Below are 23,244 nucleotides of genomic sequence, written 5' to 3'. Positions count from 1 at the left end.
TGTCGTATCACAACGCTGATTGTGCTTGATAATGTCATTAAACGGTTTGAGCCGTCCGCTCAAACCGTTTTTTGTTGCTGCAAACGCAAGAGTAGATAGTAGGTGGATAGTAGGCGGGAGAAACGGTAAACTGAGAGGGAGGTGAATTCATAATGATTACATATTCCCGATTGCTCCGATTCTCGCCGCCGCAAGTATTGGCACTAGGCTTCGCCTCCATCATTTTGCTGGGAAGTCTATTACTATGGCTTCCTTTCACATCTCCTCCTGGGAAGTCGATCTCCTACATCGACGCCTTGTTCACGGCGACATCCGCGACTTGCGTAACCGGACTCGTCGTAGCGGATACCGTGAACGACCTCACTGTGTTCGGACAAGTCGTGATCCTTATCCTTATCCAGCTAGGCGGTCTCGGCTTCATGACGTCCGCCACTTGGTTCGCCATGATGCTCGGCCGCCGCATCTCGCTGCGGGAACGACTCGTGCTGAAGGAGTCGATGAACCAGACGAGTATGGAGGGAATCGTACGCTTGTCGCGCCGCGTCATCATCTATTCGTTGACAATGGAAGTCGTAGCGGCTTGCGTGTACACATGGCGCTGGTCCGCAGAAATGCCGCTCGGACGAGCCGCGTATTACGGAATTTATCATTCCGTATCGCTGTTCAACAACGCCGGCTTCGAACTGTTCGGTGGCTTCCGGAGTATGACGCTCTATGTCGATGATATAGTAGTCAACCTGGTGTCCATGCTGCTAGTCGTGGCCGGAGGGATCGGATTTATTGTGTTGTCTGATTTGATTGAATACCGCAATACCCGAAAGCTCTCCCTGCATAGCAAGGTCGTTCTGACCGGGTCGGGCTTACTAATTATGCTCGGGGCAATCGTCATCTTCGTGTTCGAGTATACGAATTCCGCAACGCTTGCTCCTCTGAACGACGGCAGCAAAGTACTCGCCTCGTTCTTCCAATCGGTGAGCCTTCGCTCGTCCGGGACGAATACAATCGATATTGCTGGCTTGCGGCAAGGCACCCAGTTTTTCATGATCGTGCTCATGTTTATTGGTGCTGCACCTGGCTCGACTGGCGGAGGTATCAAAATCACCTCATTCGCCATACTGATCGGCGCTGTCATCACGATGATCCGTGGGCGGGAGGACATTGTACTGTTCCGCCACCGGATTGCCAAAGATCAAGTGTACCGGGCCACCACCATTACGATCCTGTCTGTATTCTTGCTCAGCCTCTCTACTATGTTGCTGTCAACGATGCATCCGCGTCCGTTCTTAATGATCCTGTTCGAAACGGTTTCCGCATTCGGAACGGTTGGGTTGAGCATGGGTTTGACGCAAGATTTGACACTGATAGGCAAAATCATCATCATCGTTATTATGTTTATGGGTCGGCTCGGACCTGTCACATTAGCCTACGCCCTGCAACCCAAGATCAAAAAAGAATTGTATCGTCATCCAGAAGGTAAAATATTGATTGGGTAACCCGTACATATACATAGGCGCACCACGTTCCGACATTTCCCGGGGAATAATTCCAGCAATTCCCCCATTCCAACATACTTAGGTGATCACATGCACATTGCGATAATTGTTGAAGGTAAAAATGACAAAAGCCGTCTAAGACGGCTTCTCTCCGAGGAAATCCTGATCTTGTGCACAAATGGAACGTTGAATACGGACAAATTGGAGAAATTAAAGAAGCAGATCGGGGATCGGGACGTATTCCTGTTCACCGATAACGATCCTTCTGGCAAACGCATTCGCGCCATCCTGCGGGATACGTATCCTGATGCTGAGCAAATCTATACACGGCGGGGGTATGCGGGTGTCGAAGGGACGCCGGATGAGTATATCATCCAGCAGTTGGAGAAAGCCGGGTTAGACGAATATATTCAATACCCGCCTCCCGACACCATCCTCTAAAATGCAGGCGCATAACGAGTCTATCCGTTCCCATCACCCCACGTACTGGATCAAATAAATGACGAACGTCACGGTGAAGATGCTGAACACTGTGGAAGAAAATACAGCCTGCGAAGCAAATTCCGCCTCACTGTCGAACTCCACCGCCAACAGCACGCTGCTAAGCGAGGTCGGGACGGCGCACGACAGGACTAGCGCTTTGGCCATGTCTCCTTCGATGCCGAGTGCCCATACGACGGCGAATCCCAGCAACGGACCCACACATAGCCTCATCGCGTTCGATAGAATGACATCGGACAGCTGCAGCTTCCACTTCATGCTGCCGAGCTGTACACCCAACGTCAACAATGCTGTCGCGATGAAACCTTTCCCCACATAGTCTAGCGAGAGGTAGATCGGGTGCGGGATCGGAATGTGCAGCCAACGCATTATTAAGGCCAGCGGAATGACATAGATGGTGGGCATTGTCGCGATCGTCCGAAGTGTCGCCTTCAACGTCTGCCGGTGGGCATTGATGCTGTAGATGCCGTATGTATTCGGGAGCAGACTCTGCATCATCATGATAATAATCTGAATCGATAGCGTGAACGGGTCATTGACGAACACAAGCTGATTGAGCGGAATCGCATAGTTGGCGCTATTGTAGAACAGCACACTGTTGCGCATCGCACTGCGCATGCTCCCGCTGTATCCTCGCAGCTTCATCACAAGCTCGATCAGAACGTAAGAAGCGGCGAAGAACACACAGAAGAACAGCAGCACTTGCAGCATGATCGAGAGCGAGATCGCCGATTCGTATAACATCAAGAACATGATGCAGGGAGAGAATAAGTAAAAGTTCAGCTTGGATAATGTTCGAATATCAAGTTTGAAGATCAGTTGAAGCAGAACGCCCGCTGCAATCATGAGACTGAGCGGGACGACATTATTGAGTAGGATATGAGTGAAATAGGACACGGAGCGATCGATTCCTCTCTCTTAGCTGGCTTTGCTCAGCTTCTTGACATCTTTCACGATGTCTTTATAATCCATAATCCCGCCTGGCTCCTCCGCGGTCATGTACTTGCGAATATTGCCTTCGCGATCTACTAGCGCTACCGAATTCGTATGCGCGAATGTACCGTCCTTATTCTTCAATACGCTTACACCGTAAGCATTCGCCAAGTCCCGCATCGCCTTCTCTTCGCCTCTAAGGAACTTCCAATTGGTCGAATCTTTCTGGAATCGGGCTGAATACGTAGCTAATTGCTTAACGGTATCTTTGTCCGGATCGAAGGAGACCGAATACATCATGACGTCCTTGCCCATTAGTCCATCCTTCTGCAATTGTTCCTGCACCTTGGATAGCTCATAAGTCGTAGGCTGGCATACGTCCGGACAAGAGGACCAGAAGAAGTAGACCAGTCTGATCTTACCATTGGATTCGGCTAAGCTGACATTGTTGCCATCTGAGCTCTCCAGATTGAATTCCGTCGCTTTCTTCAGAACGGGCAGCTTACCCCCTCCACCGGAAGATGAAGTATTCTTGACCAATACAGCGGCAATAGCGATGATCGCCAAGGCTGCCACTCCCTTGAACCAATGTTTCATAATAAATTGCTGCATGACTTTCCCCCGCAATCGTGTAATTTGGCTAAAACAACCCCACAAAGTGAAGTACCCCTTCGTTGCTCATTCCTATTACTTTGCGGGGACCCCGGATATTTACAATTTGGCTAAAAAAAGAAGCCCTTGAACTTCCATAGGGCTTGTTGTTGTGTTACGAATTGATGAATTACACCCGAATCGTGTCCAGAATCATCACAATGAACAAGATCGGCAAATAATTAATGGAGTAAACGAACATCTTCTTCGCCCAAATGTCGTCGTCCTTCGCTTTGAAGCCCATAATGCCCAGGAACACCCAGATCAAGCCCAGGACCGTTGCCGTCAGCAAATAAATTTCACCGACATACTGGTACAAATACAGCATGAGCGAGACAGGCACTAGCATCACGAGGTACCGCATCATGTGCAGCTTCGTAATGTAATTGCCATGTACGACTGGCAGAAGCGGATAGCCCGCTGCGCGGTATTCTTCCTTGCGACGCATACCGAGCGCCCAGAAGTGAGGCGGCTGCCACAAGAACAAGATGCCGAACAAGATCCACGCACCAGCGTCCAGCTCCGGGGTAACCGCACAGTAGCCGATTACAGGCGGCATTGCGCCTGAGATGGCGCCGATCGTTGTGCTAAGCGGCGACGTCCGCTTCAACCAAGCGGTGTAAATCCACACGTATACGAGCAGACCGACAACACCAAGAAGCGCTGCGAGCGGATTGGCGAAGAACACCAGATCGGTTAATCCGACCACTCCGAGTACAATCCCGTATATAAGCACTTGCTTCGGAGTAACGACACCCGTCGGCAGCGCTCGCTTCTTCGTCCGTGTCATCTTCGTGTCCATATCCCGGTCCAAGTAGTTGTTTAATACACAGCCGGACGCCATGACGAGCGCGGTCCCGATCATCGTACATAACATCGTAATCAGACTGAAATCCTCGCCGGAAGAACCCCAAGCAACCCAGTAACCACCGAAGGCTGCAATTAAATTAGAAAATATAATGCCCGGCTTGGCCAGGTTCACATAGTCTCGGATCGTTGCTCTTCTTACCGGAGTCAGAGGCTCTTGCGTCTCATGTGCAGCTTGCGCATCTACGCTGAGCGTTCCTTCCATCTGGAGCTGTTTGTCCATTTGATGCCCTCCTAAATTACCCCAAAAAGTGAGTAAAGCTATCTCAACCTCACCTATCATATCAACCCAAGCAACATTTGACAACAAAGCCAAGTACGAATTCATAAAATTGTCGAACCCTGTGACGTAATTGCAACAAAATATATCGTCGAGCACAGTCACCAAAACAATCATAGCCCAATATGATGATTATGTAGTTTTCAGCCCAGATGAATGGACCTCTAACTGAAGGGAAGTGAACAAGAGAATATGGCCGTGATTAAAGCGAACTCTGAAGATATCAGGACGCTCTCCCGGCTCATGAGAGCTGAAGCCGAAGGCGAAGGCGAACAAGGGATGTTGATGGTAGGTAACGTTGGTGTGAACCGAGTCCGCGGCAACTGTCTGGATTTCAAAAACATTCGGTCGATTCCCGATATGGTCTACCAAAGTCCAGGTGGATTCGAGGCCACGCAAAAAGGATACTTTTATCAAAAGTCCCGTGAACGTGATATCCGATTAGCTCAACGTATCGTCAACGGTGAGCGTGTGCACCCGGCAAGCAACGCCTTGTGGTTTTTCCGTCCATCCGGCGATTGTCCGGATACTTGGTACAACCAAGCGAACACCGGGCGTTACAAAGCTCATTGTTTCTTCGCACCAACCACCGAGGACTGTCCAAGCGTCTTTCATACGTATTAATCCCATAGAGGAGGCTTTTATACATTATGTCATGTTATCAGGGTTATTCAAGTTATCAAGGTTATCCCGATTTCCGGGGAACAACTGTCCCTCAAAACATTTATCCCATGTATCATCAACCTAAGCCGCAAATGCAAGGTCAAGGTCAAGGCCAAGGTGTAGCTGGATTTTTCGCACCAAGCGGAAGTACGATCCCTGGAACGCCAGGTATGCCTGCACCTGTTGAAGAGTCGTACATCGAGAACATTCTTCGCATGAATCTGGGCAAGACCGGTACGTTCTACATGACGTATGAGAATAACAGTGAATGGAACGCCAAGATCTTCAAAGGCAAGATCGAAGCGGCTGGCCGCGATCATATCATTATTAGTGATCCGACTACAGGCATGCGTTACTTGCTGTTGATGGTCAATCTCGATTACATCACGTTCGATGAGGAATTGAATTATTCGTATCCGATTCGATAATACTGCAAGGATAAACACCTAACGGCGTCCTTTGACGCCGTACGTTTGCCGAGACGATGAACAATCAGCGAAGTTAATCATTCTGAATCGTTAAGAAAAAAAGGTACAGTCCCTCTCAATTGGTGAGGAGACTGTACCTTTTTCCAATTAGGCAAACCCATTACCGCACATACTTCCAGAGATCGGCGCCATAACCGAAATATAGGTTGCCGGTAGAATCTGCAGTCAATCCTACAGTTGGTTCTCGCTGAAGCTGCGAAGCACGGTTACTGTTCACCCGATGTATAGATCCTTCTGTGGCGCCCTGTCCGGACACCTGGAGGACAAATTCGGCGTACAGTGGATGATCACGAACACGTTCTCCGGGGCTCTAGCTTAAGTCGGATGCTCCTGCGTAGAGCCCGTTTGGCTAAGCTAACTCATTCCGTTCCCTTGCACGACGCCACACGACCCACGCACTTGTTCCGTACAACACCGCGCTAACGTAGAATAACGCGTCAATCGTGAGCCAGTCGATGAGATAGCCTCCCATGATAACAGCGAAGCCAGAAGCGGCCGACGTCCAGAAGTGATAAGCGCCTATCGGTTCACCCCTGGCTCCAGATTCGGTATGATCCGCCAGCAGCAGCCGTTCGCTCATCTTCTGCATAGCACTGCACACGCCCATGAGCAATTGAAGCAGCAGAACAAGCCCATATGACATCACCCAAGGAAACGCAACCATGGCGGCCATCATGCCGAGCGAGCTCCAGACTAGCCACTTCTGGCCGTGCTTATCCAGCCTCGGAGCGATCCATTGGGAAGCGGCGGCTGAGCTGACGGTGAAGATGGCAAACGCGAGCCCGTATTTGGAAAAGCTGTTGCCCAGATTTTTCAGAAAAAGCAAATAATAAGGATAGATCATGCCTGCAGCAAGTGTTGCGATGCTTTGGGAGCGAATCAACCATTTAAGATTCATTGCTTGCTAGTCTCCTTTATAGTCCTCGTAGAAATAGTTCGAGAACAGTCGAGTTGGATCGTACTGCTCTTTTTGACCGAAAAATTGCTTGGACCGGGGATACACAGTTTGAAATTGTTCAACTGTCGGAAATGGGGCATAGGGCAAATAATACGTACCGCGATGAGCGATCAGCTGATCAATTATTTTCTGGATGCTTTCCTTCGCCTTGAGCTGCCCTGTATCAGACAGCGGCATGTGGAACAAGCATACTAGTGCGAACATACCCTCCCTCGCATAAGAGAGCATCGCCTCCTGATCTTCGTCCACATATCGTACGGTAATGTTCAGCAGATTGAGCTGTTCCTCGGGCAGCATCTGTCGCAAATCATCAACAAACCCGGCAAACTCGCTTACAGGAACAAAATATTCTTGCAGCAAATCGTTCTTGCTCGCAACTGTGTATTCCATGAACGCCGATTCTGAACGCATCGCGTTATTTCGGCTGATCCGCTTGTTGTTTTGGGTGGCGAAATGCATCTTCTGCAACGACCAAAATGTATTTTTGCCCCAATCCGAGGCTCGGTTCAGATGAAACAGCAGCTTGCTCGGCAATACACCCTGCTCCCGAATAGACAGCTTGTTGTAAGCCGCAAGTGGAACCGATCGATCCAAGGTGTAGTTCAATGCGTACATATCGGTTAGAAAGTTATCAGGCGCTACCGAGATACGGGCTATGTGCATGCGCTTGTCCGGGTCGGCCATTACCTCATTCATGAAATAATTGCTGTACGCATCCACCGATATGAAGTCATTCGTTACCTGATACACTTCATCCACTGTCAGCTCCAGCGTCACATCCAGGATAATGCCGAATAGTCCGTATCCACCCAGAGCAAGAGGGAACAGGTCGGAATTTTCCGAGCGGCTCACTTGCTTAATCTCTCCATCCGCTGTAAGAAGACGGAAGGAGATCACGCTCTTGATCATCGACCCTTGGCGAATATCTCTGCCATGTGCATTGATGCTGATCGATCCGCCGACCGTGAAGATATTCTGTGACTGCATCGTCTTCACCGCTAACCCGTACGCATTGATGTGGTTCTGGATGTCTGCCCAAGTAGCCCCTGCTTGTACGCGAATGGTCAGGTTATTCGGATCGAATGCAAGGATGCGGTTGAACGACGTCATATCGACGACAATCCCGTCTTTATAATAAGTATGGCCGCCTTGGCTGTGCCGCTGCCCGGCAATCGAGACTGTCAACTGCTTCTCCCGCGCTTCCTTCAGCAACGTTATAAGCTGCGCTTCCTCCTTGCCTGGTACGACCCGATCGACCTTCACCGCCCGCAATCGGCTGTAATCCGTTACGAGGAACGGATCTTGGTCTGACGTATTAGTAGTCGCGTATACGTAAACGCATGCCGCCAGCAGAAGCAGTAAGACGACCGCTCTTTTCGTCTGTTCTATCAGTCCGTTCCCCTCCATTTCATCTAAGCACAACAACATCTAAGTGTATTTGTCTCGACTTCCAACCACAGGCATGTTATACTAGTATAGGTCTTTTTTGTCGCAATACCCAATTGCATAAGATTTATATCAGGGATGCAGTGCTGCGTGTAAACAAGCATGAGTCCCATCGGAGGAGCCTGTCACCAAGGGCTCTTTTTTGTGTTTTTTAGAAGTACGTTTCGCGCAGTTGGGGCATAACTAAATTATACCTATACAGGAGGGTCTATGGAACAACAAGCCATTTGGGCAATCGGAATCTTTCTAATCATCTACGGATTCATCATTGCGGAGAAAATTCATCGAACCATCGTAGCCATGATCGGCGGCATTCTGATGGTAGTACTAGGCATCGTGAATCAGGAAACGGCGCTGCATCATATCGACTTCAACACACTTGGTCTTCTGATCGGGATGATGATGATCGTCAGCGTAACGGCAGAGACTGGACTATTCAAGTATATCGCTGTATGGGCGGCGAAGAAGGCCAAGGGAAATCCCGTTAGCATTTTGATTGCGTTGTCCATTCTTACCGCTGTCGGATCGGCGTTTCTGGATAACGTAACGACTGTTCTTCTGATGGTGCCGGTTACGTTCAGCATTACACGACAATTACGGGTACCTCCGCTCCCTTTTTTGATTACGCAAATTATCGCCTCCAACGTTGGCGGTACGGCAACCTTGATCGGGGATCCACCCAATATCATGATCGGTAGCGCGGTGAAAGAACTGACGTTCATGGCATTTATTCAGAACTTGGCGCCAATCGCTATCATCATTATGGTGGTCTACATCCCGTTATTCATCTTGCTATTCCGCAAACAGCTTAAGGCGTCTCCAGAATTAATGCGCAGTATAATGGAAATGGATGAGAAGCAGTTCCTTGCAAATCGCAAGCTGCTGATCAAATGCTTAACTGTATTGGGCTTGACGATTGTTGGCTTCTTCCTGCATCAAATGCTGCACCTCGAATCAGCAACCGTTGCACTGGCGGGTGCATTCCTGCTGCTGCTTCTGACCGGTGAGCATGTGATGGAAGAGGCATTCACGAGGGTGGAGTGGGCCACGATCTTCTTCTTCGTAGGATTGTTCGTGCTCGTATCCGGCTTGATTGAGACCGGTGTTATTGCGGAATTGGCGGCCCAAGCCATTGAACTGACCGGCGGCGATCCTGTGGCCACGTCTATGCTCATCTTGTGGCTCAGCGCTATTGCTTCCGCGTTTCTCGACAACATTCCATTCGTCGCGACTATGATCCCGATGATTCAAGAGATGGGCAATATGGGGGTCGCCGACCTGGAGCCGCTATGGTGGAGTCTTGCGTTAGGTGCTTGCTTGGGAGGCAACGGATCGTTGATCGGGGCGAGCGCGAACTTGATCGTAGCCGGACTATCCGCCAAAGAAGGGCATCCGATCCGATTCCTGCAGTTCATGAAATACGGCTTCCCACTCATGCTACTGTCGATCCTCATCTCAAGCGTTTATGTGTATTTGAGATATTTGATATAAAATAAAACCGTCCGGAAGATCGAAGATCACCGGACGGTTCTTGTGGATGAGTTCAGTTAGCGATTGGGAGGGCAGGTAGAGAGGTTACGGCCGCTGGCACTTCTCCTCTCCAACTACCTGCCCTCTCTTGTTCCTCTTTCATCAAAGTACTACGTCACCCTAGTGGCATCTAATAATTCCGGAAAACTGCAAAAGTGCAGGATTTTCTCCCCCACCCTGTCCAAAGCTAATAGATTCCTGCCTAGGAGAATGTGCAGGATTTTATCGACAAGATCTCGATTTCGCCCGAACTACAGCTAAAAAGTTGCACTTTCGCAGGAATATGGACCATTCGGATGCAAACGAACATTTGCAGGATTCTAGCGAATGAGCTCCTCAACAATCGCTTCCTCCCTAGTAACAACTTCCCTAATCTCGACTGAACTCCATCGGGACTCCCCCAGAACCCCAAAAACTTATACGCTATTATCATAAAATAGACCCGACATTAGTGCACGATTCGACTTTGGCACACTGTCGGGTCTTTGGTATGTCACTCTGAGGTTTTGCGAATACGCTTGGAAACAGCGGGACGCGCATACAGCTGAGTGGGAACTTCCCCTTGCGGGTTATGTTGGTATGTATCCTCACCTCGAACCATATAGCTCAGGAAAGTAGGATTACGCTCAAGGTCGCACCGGACTTCAGTAGCGGAATACCGGAGAATATACCCCACTCTCCAGCGATCCGAGACGTTGCCGGACGAGCCATGCACGATCGCGTCGTCGTGCAGGGAGAAGCCGCCTGCTGGAATGCACAGCGATACAGCCTGCTCCGTACTGAAGTGCCCCTGCTCCAACTCGAAGGACAGGACCGATTCCTCACCGGCTATTCGATGTTTGATAATGCCTGCCTTATGAGAACGAGGGATGACCTTCATGGCACCGTTCGCTTCATCCACGTCCCATAGCGCAATCCAGACGGTTACCGTATTGTGCGGCGATAGCGGCCAGTAGTACGCATCCTGATGCCAGGGAACCGTCTTAGTCGTGTGCGGAGGCTTGACAATAAATTCACTGCCCCACAAGTAAAAGTCTGGTCCAAGCAAGCTCTCGACATAATCAAGCAACTCCGGTTCGTTGGCTACATTATAGAGCCATCGACTCGTTCTATGCCATTGCATGATGTCTGTAGGAGACTCGTCCTCTTGAAGTAATGCCGTGATTTGATTATACCCCATCTGCAACTCGGCCAACTTCTCCCCTGTAAATACAGGATCAAGACCGCTCAAGTAACCATTCTGCCGATAAAATTGAATTTGATCTTCCGATAATTTCATCGCTCTCAACTCCCTTTCAATAGTAAGCAGCTTGCTTGTCGACTGAAATTATCTCACATAAAGATGATTTATACCATATATATTTACATCGTCACATATTATGTTACACATAAAGAAGTAACCATTAGACCATTTCTATCTGCTTTCTTCATATACTTAATTGCTTCCACCACTCGGTTCGGATGCAATCACTGCTCCTTTGTGCTTAAATTACTCGTTTCTCGGCCTAATGCACCTGCATTGCATCTTTTTTCGCTAGGACTTCGTATAATAAGAACTAGTTAAGTAGTCCATATGTCCCTGACAGGAGTGATTCCTTTGAATCGATTATTAATTGGATTCGTCTTGATTGCCAGTATATTGGATGCCGGTCTTACCGATATGGGCCTAAGGCTTCAATTAATCGGGGAGGCCAATCCGATCATGAGCTACCTGTACGACCACCTGTATATAGGCTTTTATGCCTTCAAAATCATCCTCCCCTTATCCCTCTTCTTCCTTATTGCAAAGGCAGGCAAAGGACTGCTGGTCAGCGGACTGTTCCGCTTATCCGTAATCGTATATGTCGGCATTCTCTGCATGCATTACTACTGGATTACAGCTACGCTGAACGCAAATGCTTAATAAATACAAAAAAGCCCCCAGCGCCACGAATCCGTGGACAACTGGAAGCTTCTATATGCTTCGAACGATGGGCACACCCATCAAGGGAAAAGGAGCCGTCTAGCTACTATGTTCAACAGCCGTCGCAAGTGAACGGCGAATTTCCGCCAATAACGATTGGTGGTCGAACGAACCTTTCTGAATGACACTCTTCACATATCCGTTCAACTTCAACCGATCTTCAGAAGTAATCGACTTGGCTGTCACAACGACTACCGGAACTTTGCTCCATGCCTCCTGTCCCCTCAGCTCAGCAACGAATTGAAATCCGTCCATCTCCGGCATCATCAGATCCAGCAAGATCAGCTGGGGAATCTCTTTCTTCATGCATTCCAGAGCCACCCGTCCGTTGCTAGCTTGGGTAACGGCGTAGCCTTCCTTCCGCAACAGCTTGGTCATCAATTCGCTTGTCGTTGCATCGTCCTCAATCACGAGAACAGAGTGATCGGTGCGAGGTGAGACGTACTTATTCATGACGTCGACCAGTCGTTCCCGGGTAACCGGCTTCGTCATGAATTCGGAAGCGCCGAGCGAATAGCCCAACTGCCTGTCGTTCGTCATCGACCAGATCACGACAGGGATGTCCTTCAGCTCCGGATCATTCTTGAGTGCCGACAAGACGCCCCAACCATCCATACTTGGCATGAGAATATCGAGACAGATCACTTGGGGTTTAAGCTTCTTGGTCAGCAGAAGTCCTTCTTGGCCGCTCTCGGCAAAAGCCAACGACCACCCTTCCTTCGCCAAATACCGACGCATCAATTGCTCATTGAGCGGTTCGTCATCGATGAGCAGGATGCTGACCTGGCTGTTGTCTTCAACACCTTCATGGTTTACTAATGGTACTTCCGTGAGAGACGGCTGACCAGGAGGAACAATTGGAAGCCAGCAAGTAAACGCACTGCCAACGTCAAGTTCACTCTCGACGAATATGTCCCCGCCCATAATTCTACAGAAGCTTTGACTGATCGCCAACCCGAGACCAGTCCCCCCATATTTGCGTGTTGTCGATGAATCGGCTTGGGTGAACGGCTGGAACAGCTTCTCTACTTGCTCGGACGTCATGCCAATACCTGTATCTTCAACCCGGAAGCAATAACCTGTTCGTTGCTCCCTAGTTTCGCGATACACATCGAATCGGATGACGCCGTCTTTCGTGAATTTACTCGCATTACTGAGCAGATTGAGCAGAATTTGCCGCAGCTTCGTCACATCGGTCGTCATTTTGCCTTCTTCACACTGAACCAGCAGTTGACTCCCGTTGACTTCTACAAGCGGCTTAACCGTCGTGACCACGTCCTGGATCAGACCATTCAGGCTGCAGGCTTCATAATACATCTCCATCTTACCGGCTTCGATCTTGGATATATCCAGAATATCGTTGATGAGCGCCAGCAGATGTTTGCCTGATTTGCCGATCTTCCCCAGATCTTCTACGAAAGATGGTTCACCCAACTCCTCCGCTTCCTCGATCAGCATTTCGCTGTATCCAATAATGGCGTTGAGTGGCGTTCGCAGTTCGTGGCTCATATTGGCCAGAAACTGGCTCTTGATCATATTCGCCTCAATCGCTTCATCATGGGCTTTCTCCAGCTGCGCGGTGCGCTCCTTCACCAATTCTTCCAGGTGGTCGTTCAATTGCAGCAGTTCCTGGTTCTTCAAATAAATTTCATGGGTCTTTTCCAAAATTTCCGAGTCTTTATGAGAGAACCGTTTGGATATGAATATCCCAAATAATGACAGCCCCAGCGTAAACAAGGTTCCACCCGAGATCAAGTATGCCAGCCACTTCTGCTCCAGCACCGTACCGGAGGTTAGCTCCGACTTGCCGCCCAGATGGAAGTCAGCCGCGATCATCCCTGTGAAATGCATGCCCACGATAGCCGCACCCATAATGAGCCCGCTTCCTAGCTTCTTCCAGACTTCACTGCGTCCCCCGTCTTTACGGAAATAAAACGCTAGCCATAATGCCGCAATCGAGGCGACGATCGCAATTATGATAGATAAGGCAAAGTAGAAAGGATCATATGTAATATCGATCTGCATAGCCGCCATTCCGATGTAGTGCATGGAAGAGACGCCTGTCGCGAGCAACAGTCCAGCGCCGATCAATGAACGCCATGTCAACTGATCGCGGCCGACTATATGCAGAGCAATGAATGACGCAATAATAGCGGCGAACACCGACGCCAGAACAAGCCTCAGATCGTAAGCGACCGGAACCGGCAATGAGAAAGCAAGCATCCCGACGAAATGCATCGACCAGATCCCCATCCCCATGGCAATGGCGCCGAACAGCAGCCATAACGTGCGGTATCTCCCTGTAGATGCACTTATTCTACCGGTCAAATCAAGAACCGTGTATGAAGCCACAACCGCAACAACATACGAAAAAACTACCAGTACAAGGTCGTAAGAGCCATGAATGTGCTCCACTATGAATCCCTCTTTCCATTATGTATACATGACATTCCTTTTGTAAATTATACCACATCCCCATGAATAATTTTTGAACAAAGATTATAAAACCAAACCATATCTCGACCAAATGAACGGACACCAGAGACCTTATTTGCTGTTTACGCCTCTGTTGCTCGATTCTTACGGACCCAGCGGCCCTTATTTCACACATTTCCTGCGTTTGAGCTCTATTAATGTCAAATAAGGGATCCTTGGTCCGATAGACTGCGATTCCACCCTAAAATCAACAAATAAGAGATTCTGTGTCCGTTCAGGTCAAGCCTAACGTGTCAAGCAGTCGATGGAGCAGAAGGTAACGCGAATCCGCCGAGGAGTTGTATAACCCTTTATTGGTCTCCACCCATTGAAACATATTCGCCCCAGTGAATGGCTCCTTCAAGTGCTGTATGGCATTGATTCTAGGGTCGCCTGCCATCTGAAGCGCAACCGACTCCACCTCCGCCAGTCTGCCATCCAACGTCGATTTGCTTTGTTCAAGCAGCGCCAAATTTCTTTGCAACGCGTCCTCCTCGACCATCTTGGCTGTACGTTCATACATGAAGAATCCGATCACGAAAGGCACGCAGAGCACCAACAGGTAGGGTATGAAAAAACGCCAAAAAATTTTCATCCAGTTCCCCCACTCCAGCTCGTTAATAAGAGCGCTTTCATATCATTGAGATGCGACAATCTGAATCGTATCTTCATTATACGTCTGCAACATTGAAATACCAATGTGCAATATTCGCCGCAATGTGCAATTATCCGTATCGGACCAAGTGCTAATAGCTAGAAATCAAGTATATAGGAGAAAGGACGGGTTTCAGTCCGAAGCCGCAGCCGGGTCCGGGCACTATCCCGGGCATGACGGGCGTATCAGTAGGAACCCGGACACAGGCAACCACCTGCAGGTGAAGGTGTTGAACGCTCTGATACCGACGCCGAACACCGGACTGTACGGCAACGGCCGCTTCAGCGGTCGGAATCGAAAACGGGAATCCGCCTATCGTCAGTACAATCGCCATCAAACCGGCCAAGAAGCGATTCTGAATCATCATCCTTGACATCCTTGTCATCCTTTCATGCTGTATTCTTCGAGGTATTGTGAAACCTTAAATTAAGTCCTTCGCTATTCTAGCAAACCACACTCACATAATTCTCAAATGCAGTGAGCACAGCAACACTACCCTCAATTAGATCGTCAAATCATTCGCCTCGTTCAATCGGGCCAGCAAAGCGTAGGTGCTGGCTGCGTTCGATGCGATGTCGAAGGGCAGCGATATGAACTCGGAGCTCTTGAAGCGGCGGCTAGCAACGACAAGCACGCTGCGGAGCCAGGGATGCAAGCCAAACAGCCGCTCTCCACAAAACGTGGCTGGAGCGGCTGTATATGGCATTCGGGGTTATCCAATCTTCTCGATAATAACAGAGGCGTTAATCCCGTCTGGCGTCAAATTTAGAGTGGCATAATCTACTTGGAATCTCAAAAAATTCCCAGCATAAGCTTGAACTATCGTCAGGATTACGACGGTTCCGCCTGCTAAAACATGGTTAGTGCCACTATCATATGGGTTACCATCAATCTCAGTATAAATTCTGGCACCCGCAGCGTAAGCTGAAGCCGTTTGGAACACGGCAGATATTTTATACGTGCCATTCGCAGGAAACGTAAACGCTGTGTTGGTAAGCTTGGTGATTCCTCCCACTGAAGTGGCCCCGTTGCTACCGAATGGAATATAAGAGCCCATATTGATTTGTGTAGGAAAACCAGCTCCCATACCTGTATTGTAAAAGTGAGAAAATACGCTTGGGCCTGCGGTTCCCGCCGGGCCCTGTGTTCCCTGAGCTCCGGTTGCTCCCGTGGCACCGATAGCGCCTGTTGCTCCTTGCGCTCCCGTTGCTCCTTGAATGCCTTGAACTCCCGTGGCTCCCGTAGCACCGGTAGCTCCTGTTGCTCCTTCAGCTCCCGTTACTCCTTGAATGCCTTGAGCTCCCGTGGCTCCCGTGGCACCGGTAGCGCCTGTAACGCCTTCAGCTCCCGTGGCTCCCGTAGCTCCTGTGGCTCCTTCAGCTCCCGTTACTCCTTGAATGCCTTGAGATCCCATAGCTCCTGTGGCACCAGTAGCGCCTGTAACTCCTTCAGCTCCCGTGGCTCCCGTGGCTCCTGTGGCACCGGTAGCGCCTGTAGCTCCTTCAGCTCCCGTTACTCCTTGAATGCCTTGAGCTCCCGTGGCTCCCGTGGCACCGGTAACACCTGTTGCTCCTTCAGCTCCCGTTACTCCTTGAATGCCTTGAGCTCCCGTGGCTCCTGTGGCACCGGTAGCGCCTGTTGCTCCTGTTGCTCCTTCAGCTCCCATTACTCCTTGAATGCCTTGAGCTCCCGTGGCTCCGGTAGCTCCTGTTGCTCCTGTTGCTCCTTCAGCTCCCGTTACTCCTTGTATGCCTTGAGATCCTGTGGCACCGGTAGCCCCTGTAGCTCCTACTGGGCCTAGAACTCCAGTCGCTCCAGTTGTACCTATCGCACCTGTCGCGCCAGTCGCACCAGACCAACCCTGCGAACCCGTTGCGCCGACCGCACCCGTTTCGCCTTTATCACCTTTTGCACCCGTTTCGCCCTTGTCCCCCTTGACTCCCGGATCGCCTTTGTCCCCTTTCGGACCTTTCGGACCTGGGAGAAGTTGATCGACCAGCGCTTCTACGAAGGAAGCCGTATTGCCGCTATAGATGACAGACACTACGTCGCCGCTCTTCAACTCAGAGCCGCGTCCACCAGCGCCATATACGAGGGAGGTGGATTGCAGTGTGAAGCTCTGTACCTGACCGTCGGACTTACGGATCCGGAGCTGGCTGCTTGAAGCTTCCTCCACGACCCCACGGGCGATCCGCTCTACGCCGCTTGTCCAAGTGCGCTCAGCAGCGCTCAGCATCGTAGCCATCTGGGCACGTGTGACCCGCTCCTGCGGCTTGAACGTCTGATCCGGGAAGCCGTCGATCAAGCTATAGCGGAGAGCGGCATTCACATAGCCTCCGGCCCACGGAGACAGCTGGCTGCTATCCATGAAGCCCGTCGCAGTGCTTGACAAGCTAGCCGCTTCGGCATCATGACCGATCATCCGTACGACTAACCGCGCGGCCCACTCCCGGGTCGCAGACTGACTGCCCCAGCCGGAGCCGACCGACTCTTCCGCAGGAAGCACGAGCTTCTGCGCGATAGCGGCTGATACGGCTGGAACGGCCCAGGAGTCTACAGTCCAGGAGCTCGGTATGGTTCCCGTCGAAGCTACGATCTGGCCGGAGAAGGAGAGCATGCGGACGGCCATTGCCAGCGCTTCCTGATGGGTGACGGGGTCGTTCGGATTGAACAGGCCGTTTCCATCACCGCTCACTACCCCCATGGAAGCCAGCTTCGTAATGTCGCGCTCCGCCCAAGGGACCGCAGTCTGATCCGGGAACAGGCCGTTCGCTTGCCCACCTGTCGTATCGTCCGCATATGCAATCTGGCCGATCGTCTGGCTCAGGAGCAGAAAAGCCATTGAGGATTTGTAAAGATTAGATTTCAAGTCTTTCATGAGGAACCTCCATTTTTTGTAAGAATGTATGAATCAAGCGAGACTAGCACTCATCACCAAGGCAGGGTGTGATTCAAAATAGCGTCGGTTGGAAAGCACACGACTGTCGCCCGGGATGAAAGAAGCTGCAATTTCGTTGTGCCGGCAGGCTAGCTCGATCTGTCCCAGCTTGTCGTAGCAGACGCTGAGCTGCAGGTGCGGCAGCCAAGTCCAGCATGCATGATTCACGAAGCCATGAGCCGTATCGAGCCTGTCCAGCCGGATTGCCGTCTCATACCAATAGGCGGCTTCCCGGTACAGCTGCTCCTGCATATGGAAATACCCGAGACGGCAGCAGTTCTCCACTTGGGGAATGCCGAACAGGAAGGACTGCAAGATTTTCTCCCGTGCTTCGCGGTACCGTCCGAGCTGGCTCAGGCAGTCGCCTGCTTTGCCGCAAGCAGTGATCTTATCGTCTACGTTCCCTCCAGACTCAGCCAGGAATCTCTCGTAGAGGTGCAAGGCGCGTTCCCATAGGCTATGGTCGAAGCATTCGTTTCCGTAGTAGTACACGTCACGATTTGGAAACCATTGTCCATCCGCTTCCCGCTGTTCATAAATTTCCAAATTCCGCCTAGTACGCTCGTGCTTGCGGGCATGCGTCACATGGATCGGGCTATGATGAATGTGGCCCTGTACGCTCAAATATTCATGAACCGCCCCAATCCATTGAAAGCCGTTCTCCCGCTTCACGAGCCGGTTTCGTCTTAGGCTGTAAGTGACATTGCCATATTCGTCTGCCGCCAGGTTGTAATTCATGGATACGGCGTCGATATTCCAAGGCAGCTTGCCCTTCAGCGCCCGTAGCTGCTCCGCGTCGCCCGGCAGCAGGACATCGTCGGCATCGAGCCACAGGATGTAGGACTGGGTCGCGAGCGAGAAGGCATAGTTGCGGGCTGCGGCAAAATCCTGGATCCAGGCAAAGTCATTAATTTTATCCGTATACTTGGATGCGATCTCCTTCGTACGATCCTCGGAGCCGGTATCGACGATGATAATCTCGTCTGTGATGTCCCATACACTGGACAAGCAGCGGTCGAGCGTCGCCTCCTCGTTTTTGACGATCATGCAGAGGCTGATGGTGATGGACCGTTCCCATCCATAGAGCGACGATAAAAGATCTTTGCCCCATTTTTGGTGAGCCCTCTCCCGGTTCATAGCCAAGGTGCTATCATACCAACCCGGGCGATCAGGGTACAAATCGTAGTCGCGCTTGCAGCGAACCAGACAGTCCATAGCCAAGTACAGCCCATATCCCGACAAGAGCGCACGATAACACAAGTCGTCATCTTCATAACCCTCGAGTGTGTAACGGGGGTCAAAGCCGCCGATCCGCTCGAAGACCTCACGCTTCGCCAGCATCAAAAAACTGAGCAGCTTCACCGTAAATTGACTCTGCCCGCTGCGGATCATGTCCAACCCCTTCGAGAGGGAGCGGTAATCGCCCCTATCCTCCAGGCTCACCGGAATCCCTTGAGGCCCGCTGACACCATTGCTTACCGGTCCTACGAACGCGGCATCCTCATAGCTATCCATGCAGGCAAGCAGCTTCTCCAGCCAACCCTCGGAGACGAGCGCATGATCCCGCATGAAGACGATATGGGAGGAGAGGGCGTGCCGGGCCCCTGCATTATACGCATCCGCAACACTGGAAGGGCTGTCGACCCAGACAAGCTGCAGCTCGGTGTCCCGGCCGAACCATGCCTCCATCTCCGTCTGTCCCCGCTCCAGCACGAGGAGAACACGGTAGGCGGCATCCGTATATAGCCGGATCTGGGTAAGGCAGGTCTTCACCGATTCGAAATGTTGGGCATACAGGACGATATCCGTCATTACGGTTGCCGCCCTTCGGACGCGGATACCACTTGTACCCGAGCTACAGCCCCTTCAGCACCGACGGTCAATCCGTCTCTGCCGAGATAGCTCAAATACCTATCATCCGGAGAGAGTATGATCGATTGGGAAGCTGATCCAGGGCTACCCTCTGACAGTTGGATCGTCATACGGACACCAAGACCGACCGCAACACGCTCGATCAAACCGACCGGAAGCACGGCGTCCGTACTCCGATATCGGAACACCATAGCCGTCAGGCCCGGGCTGTCGATCATAAATTGTTTCAGCCAACCCACTTGCTCCGGCTGCAACGTTAGCGATGCTGCCGCCTGATCCCCGCTCGAAAGGGCAAATACCAGGGCTCTGCTGCCCGAAGAAGGCACGCGAGTCAATTCATCCAAGACGGCAGAATCGGCAAAGGCCTCTACTCCGCCGCTGCCCGAGCGGTACCGGACAGGTAGCACTTCCTCACGGAAGCCTAAGCTGGCAGAAGGAGACGGCCCCGCAGCCGGCAGCGAGATGGATGTCCCTTCCAGGATAGTGCGAACCGGTGTCCCCACATTTACACCCGCAGCAGGCGAGACGGATATCGGCAGGAGTAACGTCCGATATGTAGTAGGAAGCTGGTAGACGGAAGCGGATACCGTACTAAAATAGTTCTCATAGACCGTGCCAGTGACAGTCGTCCGCCCGGCAGAGACCGGGATCAGCGTTAGTCCGCCACCGTCTATCGTCGCCTGCACGATGCCCGGCGATTGGGAGTCCGCTCCCATGAGCGAACGAGTGATGCCCCCATAGACCGTGGTAGTCAAGGTCGGAGCTCCGTACACGCCGGTCGTCACCGTCTCTTGGCGCAGCGGGAAGTTCACGATCGGCTCGATCCCCAGATCGGTCAAGCTTAGTCTGAGTGGAGCTTGTCCTACGACGAGCCTCACCGTGCCCTCCGCTTCGGTAACAGGTGCTGGCTGAGCGACCGTCTCCCTCGTCAGCGCGCGCGCGCCGGATGCATACGATAGCGCCGCCAGCACCTCCTCTTTCGTCAATATACCTTTCGATTGCGCGGAGATGAGCTTAAGCGAGGCCTGTCCGCCAACTGCAGCGACTGATTGACTTTGCACGCGCACACTACTATCGAGCGTATCCGCGTCGATGAACCGCACGTTCGAGGCATTGGAGTGCGCAAACAATTCCGTCAGTCCGTCGACGGGCCGTCCGTCCGCTCCGAGGACCTGTACGACGAGCGAGTACACGCCCTTCATGGTGGGATCCGGAGTGAACTGCGTCACCCGGACGCTAGCCGCCGCGATCGTCGGCTTCTCCCAGCCGGCGCGATCCACAGCGATCTGTTTGCTGAATAAGCCGCGCTTCGTGAAGTGAAACGCCGGTACCCAGCTCACAGTTCCATCGGTCACATACATGCCGACGATCGTCTTGGTCGGATCCGTGTGGGCCTGATAGGATGCGAACCGTTTCTCCACCCCGAGATCGTCGGCCCGGATCTCACCCAGATAATCGATCACTGAAGCCGTAGTCCCGTCCGAATAACGCACATGGATCTGATCCTGAGCCTGTACGAGGCCCGGCTCCATCCACAGCTCCACCTCGGATACATTCGTCATCACACAGCCGCCCAAGAGAGGCAGCATCGTGAGGAGCAGCAGCCCCTTGCGTCCTCGCTTCTTCCATCCTTTTCTGTCATGCCTATCCCTACTCAAAGCCTCTCCTCCTAGCAAACAATTGGGACTATCGTAGCATATCGTTCTGAACAAACTCCTAACATCGCGCATAGATAATCTGAACAAAATCTGAACAACTCGGATCGGACCTGAAAAAGAAAACCGCTCAGTTCGAAAAACTCTCGGACTGAGCGGCCATTGCGCATTGCTGATATAGCTATTCCGTTCGTGATTGTGAGTTCATGGATTAGACGTGGCAGTAGAGGTTGATTCGGAGTAGAATTTTGCTAGAAGCAGTGTATTCTATATTCGTCAGGCCAACTATTCAAATTTTACGGTTGACTCTGTACTTAGGTACAGGGATTACAATAGCGTTCGAGGAGGCAATTATGAATGGTCTAACAATATGTCATTGCGGACGGTGAGCGTCTCCCCTTGTGTGGAGGCATCGTCGTTATCGATACGCCAGGCCATACACCAGGCCATGTCAGTCTCTATCATGAACCATCACGCACCTTGATTGCCGGGGATGCCCTCGTAGTACGGGATAGCCAGCTATGGGGTGCTGATCCCGAAACGACACTGGATCGAACAACCGCTCAAGCTTCAATCGCGAAGCTGTCCGAATTCGATATCGAATCGGTTATATGCTATCATGGCGGTTTATTTAGCGACAATGTCATGGAACGTCTTGCAGAGCTTGCAACCGAAGCAGCATAGCGTCGATTAGAACTTCATAACACCCAGTACTGTGACCCCTTTCTCAAGGGGTCATTTTCATTTTCAGAAGGGATGGAGCCGCGCCCAGCCCCCAAAAAACTTGCCGTCATTTGCGATACGGTTCTCACGCTATCTGTAGTGGTAACTAATCAACTGAGTTTTCTTGTTGGTATCGGGCGAGCATCTGAGATAGCTTCCTCCGGATCGCATCCTTCAATTCCATCGGCTCCTGCAAGACGACCTCATCCCCTAGTCCAATGAAGAACTTTGTGTAAAAAGGGATGTCCGCTCGGGACACGTCCTTATCAATCGAGCCGCTTCCGTCTTCGCGGACGAGTAGCATAGGAGCGAGCCACAGCTCGGTTTCGCAAAGCTGGACGCCGGCCCGGCTTAGCTCAGCACGAAGGCGAACAGGCTCCCTCGGCACTGCAGCCTCACGCCGGCTGAGGTTAACGTCGCCTATATCGAGCGGCTCCGTGCCGGACGTGTCATACGCCGCATCACGAATCCGGTCGCACCGGAACACACGGAAGCCCTGGCGCAGGAAACAATAGGCGGTACAATACCAGAAACCGTTGTTCGCGTAAATGCAGACCGGCTGAATCCGACGACTACTCGTCCCCTCCTCCTTCGACTCGTATTCGACAGCAAGCACCTTCCGATGTACAGCTGCGTCGAGAAGAATGGCCAGGCAGGGGGCATCGCCCCGCCTTGTCGGCGTAATGAAGTCGACCCGGTTCTTCATTCCGTCGATTCGGTCCCGGACGTCCCCGGGCATATGGAGGTAGAACTTGTTCAACGCCGAGGCGGATTCCGCTTCGAACGGCAACGAGGAGTAATGGCGCAAGGCGTGCACCGCAAAGAACATCGCCACGGCCTCTTCCTCCGTGAATGCGATCGGAGGCAGCACCCTCTCTCTTACTACTTGATAACCCCCGTGCGGACCTACTTCCGAGTAGAGCGGCACCCCCAGCTCACTCAATTCCTGCAAATCCCTTAGAATCGTACGCTTGGAAACGCCGAATTCGTCGGCAAGCTCCTGAACCTTGAACCGCCGCTTCCGGTTGACCGTCATCATCAATTCCATCAGTCTTTTGGACTTGGGCATCCCGATCACCCCTTTTTTATGAATAGTTGGGTTTATGACACATTCTGTCACCATTATACCTTACGATAGAAATCGCAACCAACA

21 protein-coding genes are annotated in these 23,244 nt (G+C 51.6%); 7 read left to right on the top strand and 14 right to left on the bottom strand.

The annotated features are described in order from the left end of the window. The first annotated feature begins 152 nt into the window (after positions 1-152). Both AC1DWB_RS12355 and AC1DWB_RS12350 read left to right on the top strand, forming a co-directional pair. Positions 153-1,493: a TrkH family potassium uptake protein gene (locus AC1DWB_RS12355; protein ID WP_477541367.1), complete on the top strand. Its 1,341-nt coding sequence runs from the start codon at positions 153-155 to the stop codon at positions 1,491-1,493. A 90-nt stretch (positions 1,494-1,583) separates the two neighbouring features. After that, positions 1,584-1,934 carry a toprim domain-containing protein gene (locus AC1DWB_RS12350; RefSeq protein WP_477541366.1) on the top strand — a complete coding sequence of 117 codons (351 nt, stop codon included), beginning with the start codon at positions 1,584-1,586 and terminating at the stop codon, positions 1,932-1,934. A gap of 33 nt (positions 1,935-1,967) precedes the next feature. Here the strand turns inward: AC1DWB_RS12350 and AC1DWB_RS12345 are convergent, their stop codons facing one another. The 3 genes from AC1DWB_RS12345 to cyoE form a co-directional block, all read right to left on the bottom strand. Continuing rightward, positions 1,968-2,891, bottom strand: a complete 924-nt coding sequence (locus AC1DWB_RS12345) for an AEC family transporter (protein WP_477541365.1) — start codon at positions 2,889-2,891, stop codon at positions 1,968-1,970. 21 nt (positions 2,892-2,912) lie between these two features. Beyond that, positions 2,913-3,539, bottom strand: a complete 627-nt coding sequence (locus AC1DWB_RS12340) for an SCO family protein (RefSeq protein ID WP_477541364.1) — start codon at positions 3,537-3,539, stop codon at positions 2,913-2,915. A gap of 169 nt (positions 3,540-3,708) precedes the next feature. Next, the gene (cyoE, locus tag AC1DWB_RS12335; protein WP_477541363.1) at positions 3,709-4,668 is read right to left on the bottom strand and encodes a heme o synthase; all 960 of its coding nucleotides are present in this window, start codon (positions 4,666-4,668) and stop codon (positions 3,709-3,711) included. A gap of 249 nt (positions 4,669-4,917) precedes the next feature. On the opposite strand from cyoE, the gene AC1DWB_RS12330 reads away from it, so the two are divergent. Both AC1DWB_RS12330 and gerQ read left to right on the top strand, forming a co-directional pair. Further along, entirely contained in the window at positions 4,918-5,349 is a 432-nt protein-coding gene (locus AC1DWB_RS12330) for a cell wall hydrolase (protein WP_477541362.1), read from the top strand. Positions 5,350-5,375: 26 nt separating this feature from the next. After that, a complete protein-coding gene (gerQ, locus tag AC1DWB_RS12325; protein WP_477541361.1) occupies positions 5,376-5,816 on the top strand; it encodes a spore coat protein GerQ in 441 nt (146 codons plus the stop codon). A gap of 409 nt (positions 5,817-6,225) precedes the next feature. Here the strand turns inward: gerQ and AC1DWB_RS12320 are convergent, their stop codons facing one another. Both AC1DWB_RS12320 and AC1DWB_RS12315 read right to left on the bottom strand, forming a co-directional pair. Then, a complete protein-coding gene (locus AC1DWB_RS12320; RefSeq protein WP_477541360.1) occupies positions 6,226-6,774 on the bottom strand; it encodes an MFS transporter in 549 nt (182 codons plus the stop codon). Between the two features lie 6 nt (positions 6,775-6,780). After that, positions 6,781-8,262 (bottom strand): FAD-binding protein, encoded by a 1,482-nt coding sequence (locus AC1DWB_RS12315; protein WP_477541359.1) that lies wholly within the window; start codon positions 8,260-8,262, stop codon positions 6,781-6,783. Between the two features lie 228 nt (positions 8,263-8,490). On the opposite strand from AC1DWB_RS12315, the gene AC1DWB_RS12310 reads away from it, so the two are divergent. Next, complete coding sequence (locus AC1DWB_RS12310) at positions 8,491-9,771, top strand: ArsB/NhaD family transporter (protein ID WP_477541358.1); 1,281 nt, start codon at positions 8,491-8,493, stop codon at positions 9,769-9,771. 532 nt (positions 9,772-10,303) lie between these two features. Here AC1DWB_RS12310 and AC1DWB_RS12305 read toward each other — a convergent pair. Continuing rightward, positions 10,304-11,089 (bottom strand): phytanoyl-CoA dioxygenase family protein, encoded by a 786-nt coding sequence (locus tag AC1DWB_RS12305; protein WP_477541357.1) that lies wholly within the window; start codon positions 11,087-11,089, stop codon positions 10,304-10,306. 318 nt (positions 11,090-11,407) lie between these two features. On the opposite strand from AC1DWB_RS12305, the gene AC1DWB_RS12300 reads away from it, so the two are divergent. Further along, the gene (locus tag AC1DWB_RS12300) at positions 11,408-11,713 is read left to right on the top strand and encodes a DUF5658 family protein (protein ID WP_477541356.1); all 306 of its coding nucleotides are present in this window, start codon (positions 11,408-11,410) and stop codon (positions 11,711-11,713) included. 99 nt (positions 11,714-11,812) lie between these two features. Here the strand turns inward: AC1DWB_RS12300 and AC1DWB_RS12295 are convergent, their stop codons facing one another. The 7 genes from AC1DWB_RS12295 to AC1DWB_RS12265 form a co-directional block, all read right to left on the bottom strand. Further along, a complete protein-coding gene (locus AC1DWB_RS12295) occupies positions 11,813-14,188 on the bottom strand; it encodes a hybrid sensor histidine kinase/response regulator (RefSeq protein WP_477541355.1) in 2,376 nt (791 codons plus the stop codon). A 295-nt stretch (positions 14,189-14,483) separates the two neighbouring features. Then, positions 14,484-14,843 carry a hypothetical protein gene (locus AC1DWB_RS12290; RefSeq protein ID WP_477541354.1) on the bottom strand — a complete coding sequence of 120 codons (360 nt, stop codon included), beginning with the start codon at positions 14,841-14,843 and terminating at the stop codon, positions 14,484-14,486. A gap of 151 nt (positions 14,844-14,994) precedes the next feature. Then, positions 14,995-15,270, bottom strand: coding sequence for a hypothetical protein (locus AC1DWB_RS12285; protein ID WP_477541353.1), 276 nt, complete (start codon positions 15,268-15,270; stop codon positions 14,995-14,997). A gap of 135 nt (positions 15,271-15,405) precedes the next feature. Next, complete coding sequence (locus tag AC1DWB_RS12280; RefSeq protein ID WP_477541352.1) at positions 15,406-15,609, bottom strand: hypothetical protein; 204 nt, start codon at positions 15,607-15,609, stop codon at positions 15,406-15,408. A gap of 6 nt (positions 15,610-15,615) precedes the next feature. After that, a complete protein-coding gene (locus tag AC1DWB_RS12275; protein WP_477541351.1) occupies positions 15,616-17,781 on the bottom strand; it encodes an S-layer homology domain-containing protein in 2,166 nt (721 codons plus the stop codon). A gap of 33 nt (positions 17,782-17,814) precedes the next feature. Beyond that, positions 17,815-19,653 (bottom strand): glycosyltransferase family 2 protein, encoded by a 1,839-nt coding sequence (locus AC1DWB_RS12270; protein WP_477541350.1) that lies wholly within the window; start codon positions 19,651-19,653, stop codon positions 17,815-17,817. Next, the gene (locus AC1DWB_RS12265) at positions 19,653-21,371 is read right to left on the bottom strand and encodes a hypothetical protein (protein ID WP_477541349.1); all 1,719 of its coding nucleotides are present in this window, start codon (positions 21,369-21,371) and stop codon (positions 19,653-19,655) included. Before AC1DWB_RS12265 ends, AC1DWB_RS12270 begins: the two co-directional genes overlap by 1 nt. A 396-nt stretch (positions 21,372-21,767) precedes the next feature. Here AC1DWB_RS12265 and AC1DWB_RS12260 point away from each other — a divergent pair, with 396 nt between their 5' ends. Next, complete coding sequence (locus AC1DWB_RS12260) at positions 21,768-22,052, top strand: MBL fold metallo-hydrolase (RefSeq protein ID WP_477541348.1); 285 nt, start codon at positions 21,768-21,770, stop codon at positions 22,050-22,052. 145 nt (positions 22,053-22,197) lie between these two features. Here AC1DWB_RS12260 and AC1DWB_RS12255 read toward each other — a convergent pair whose 3' ends face one another. After that, positions 22,198-23,160 (bottom strand): helix-turn-helix transcriptional regulator, encoded by a 963-nt coding sequence (locus AC1DWB_RS12255; RefSeq protein WP_477541347.1) that lies wholly within the window; start codon positions 23,158-23,160, stop codon positions 22,198-22,200. Between the last annotated feature and the right edge of the window lie 84 nt (positions 23,161-23,244).

The organism is Paenibacillus sp. P4_E11, from assembly GCF_056401635.1.
This window is presented reverse-complemented; position numbering and strand designations above follow the sequence as displayed.

Coding starts and splice junctions, on each gene's coding strand:
- AC1DWB_RS12255 (WP_477541347.1), bottom strand. CDS start 23,160: ATGCCCAAGTCCAAAAGACTGATGGAATTGATGATGACGGTCAACCGG.
- AC1DWB_RS12350 (WP_477541366.1), top strand. CDS start 1,584: ATGCACATTGCGATAATTGTTGAAGGTAAAAATGACAAAAGCCGTCTA.
- AC1DWB_RS12285 (WP_477541353.1), bottom strand. CDS start 15,270: ATGATGATTCAGAATCGCTTCTTGGCCGGTTTGATGGCGATTGTACTG.
- AC1DWB_RS12330 (WP_477541362.1), top strand. CDS start 4,918: ATGGCCGTGATTAAAGCGAACTCTGAAGATATCAGGACGCTCTCCCGG.
- AC1DWB_RS12280 (WP_477541352.1), bottom strand. CDS start 15,609: ATGCCATATACAGCCGCTCCAGCCACGTTTTGTGGAGAGCGGCTGTTT.
- gerQ (WP_477541361.1), top strand. CDS start 5,376: ATGTCATGTTATCAGGGTTATTCAAGTTATCAAGGTTATCCCGATTTC.
- AC1DWB_RS12320 (WP_477541360.1), bottom strand. CDS start 6,774: ATGAATCTTAAATGGTTGATTCGCTCCCAAAGCATCGCAACACTTGCT.
- AC1DWB_RS12340 (WP_477541364.1), bottom strand. CDS start 3,539: ATGCAGCAATTTATTATGAAACATTGGTTCAAGGGAGTGGCAGCCTTG.
- cyoE (WP_477541363.1), bottom strand. CDS start 4,668: ATGGACAAACAGCTCCAGATGGAAGGAACGCTCAGCGTAGATGCGCAA.
- AC1DWB_RS12305 (WP_477541357.1), bottom strand. CDS start 11,089: ATGAAATTATCGGAAGATCAAATTCAATTTTATCGGCAGAATGGTTAC.
- AC1DWB_RS12355 (WP_477541367.1), top strand. CDS start 153: ATGATTACATATTCCCGATTGCTCCGATTCTCGCCGCCGCAAGTATTG.
- AC1DWB_RS12270 (WP_477541350.1), bottom strand. CDS start 19,653: ATGACGGATATCGTCCTGTATGCCCAACATTTCGAATCGGTGAAGACC.
- AC1DWB_RS12315 (WP_477541359.1), bottom strand. CDS start 8,262: ATGTTGTTGTGCTTAGATGAAATGGAGGGGAACGGACTGATAGAACAG.
- AC1DWB_RS12310 (WP_477541358.1), top strand. CDS start 8,491: ATGGAACAACAAGCCATTTGGGCAATCGGAATCTTTCTAATCATCTAC.
- AC1DWB_RS12275 (WP_477541351.1), bottom strand. CDS start 17,781: ATGAAAGACTTGAAATCTAATCTTTACAAATCCTCAATGGCTTTTCTG.
- AC1DWB_RS12290 (WP_477541354.1), bottom strand. CDS start 14,843: ATGAAAATTTTTTGGCGTTTTTTCATACCCTACCTGTTGGTGCTCTGC.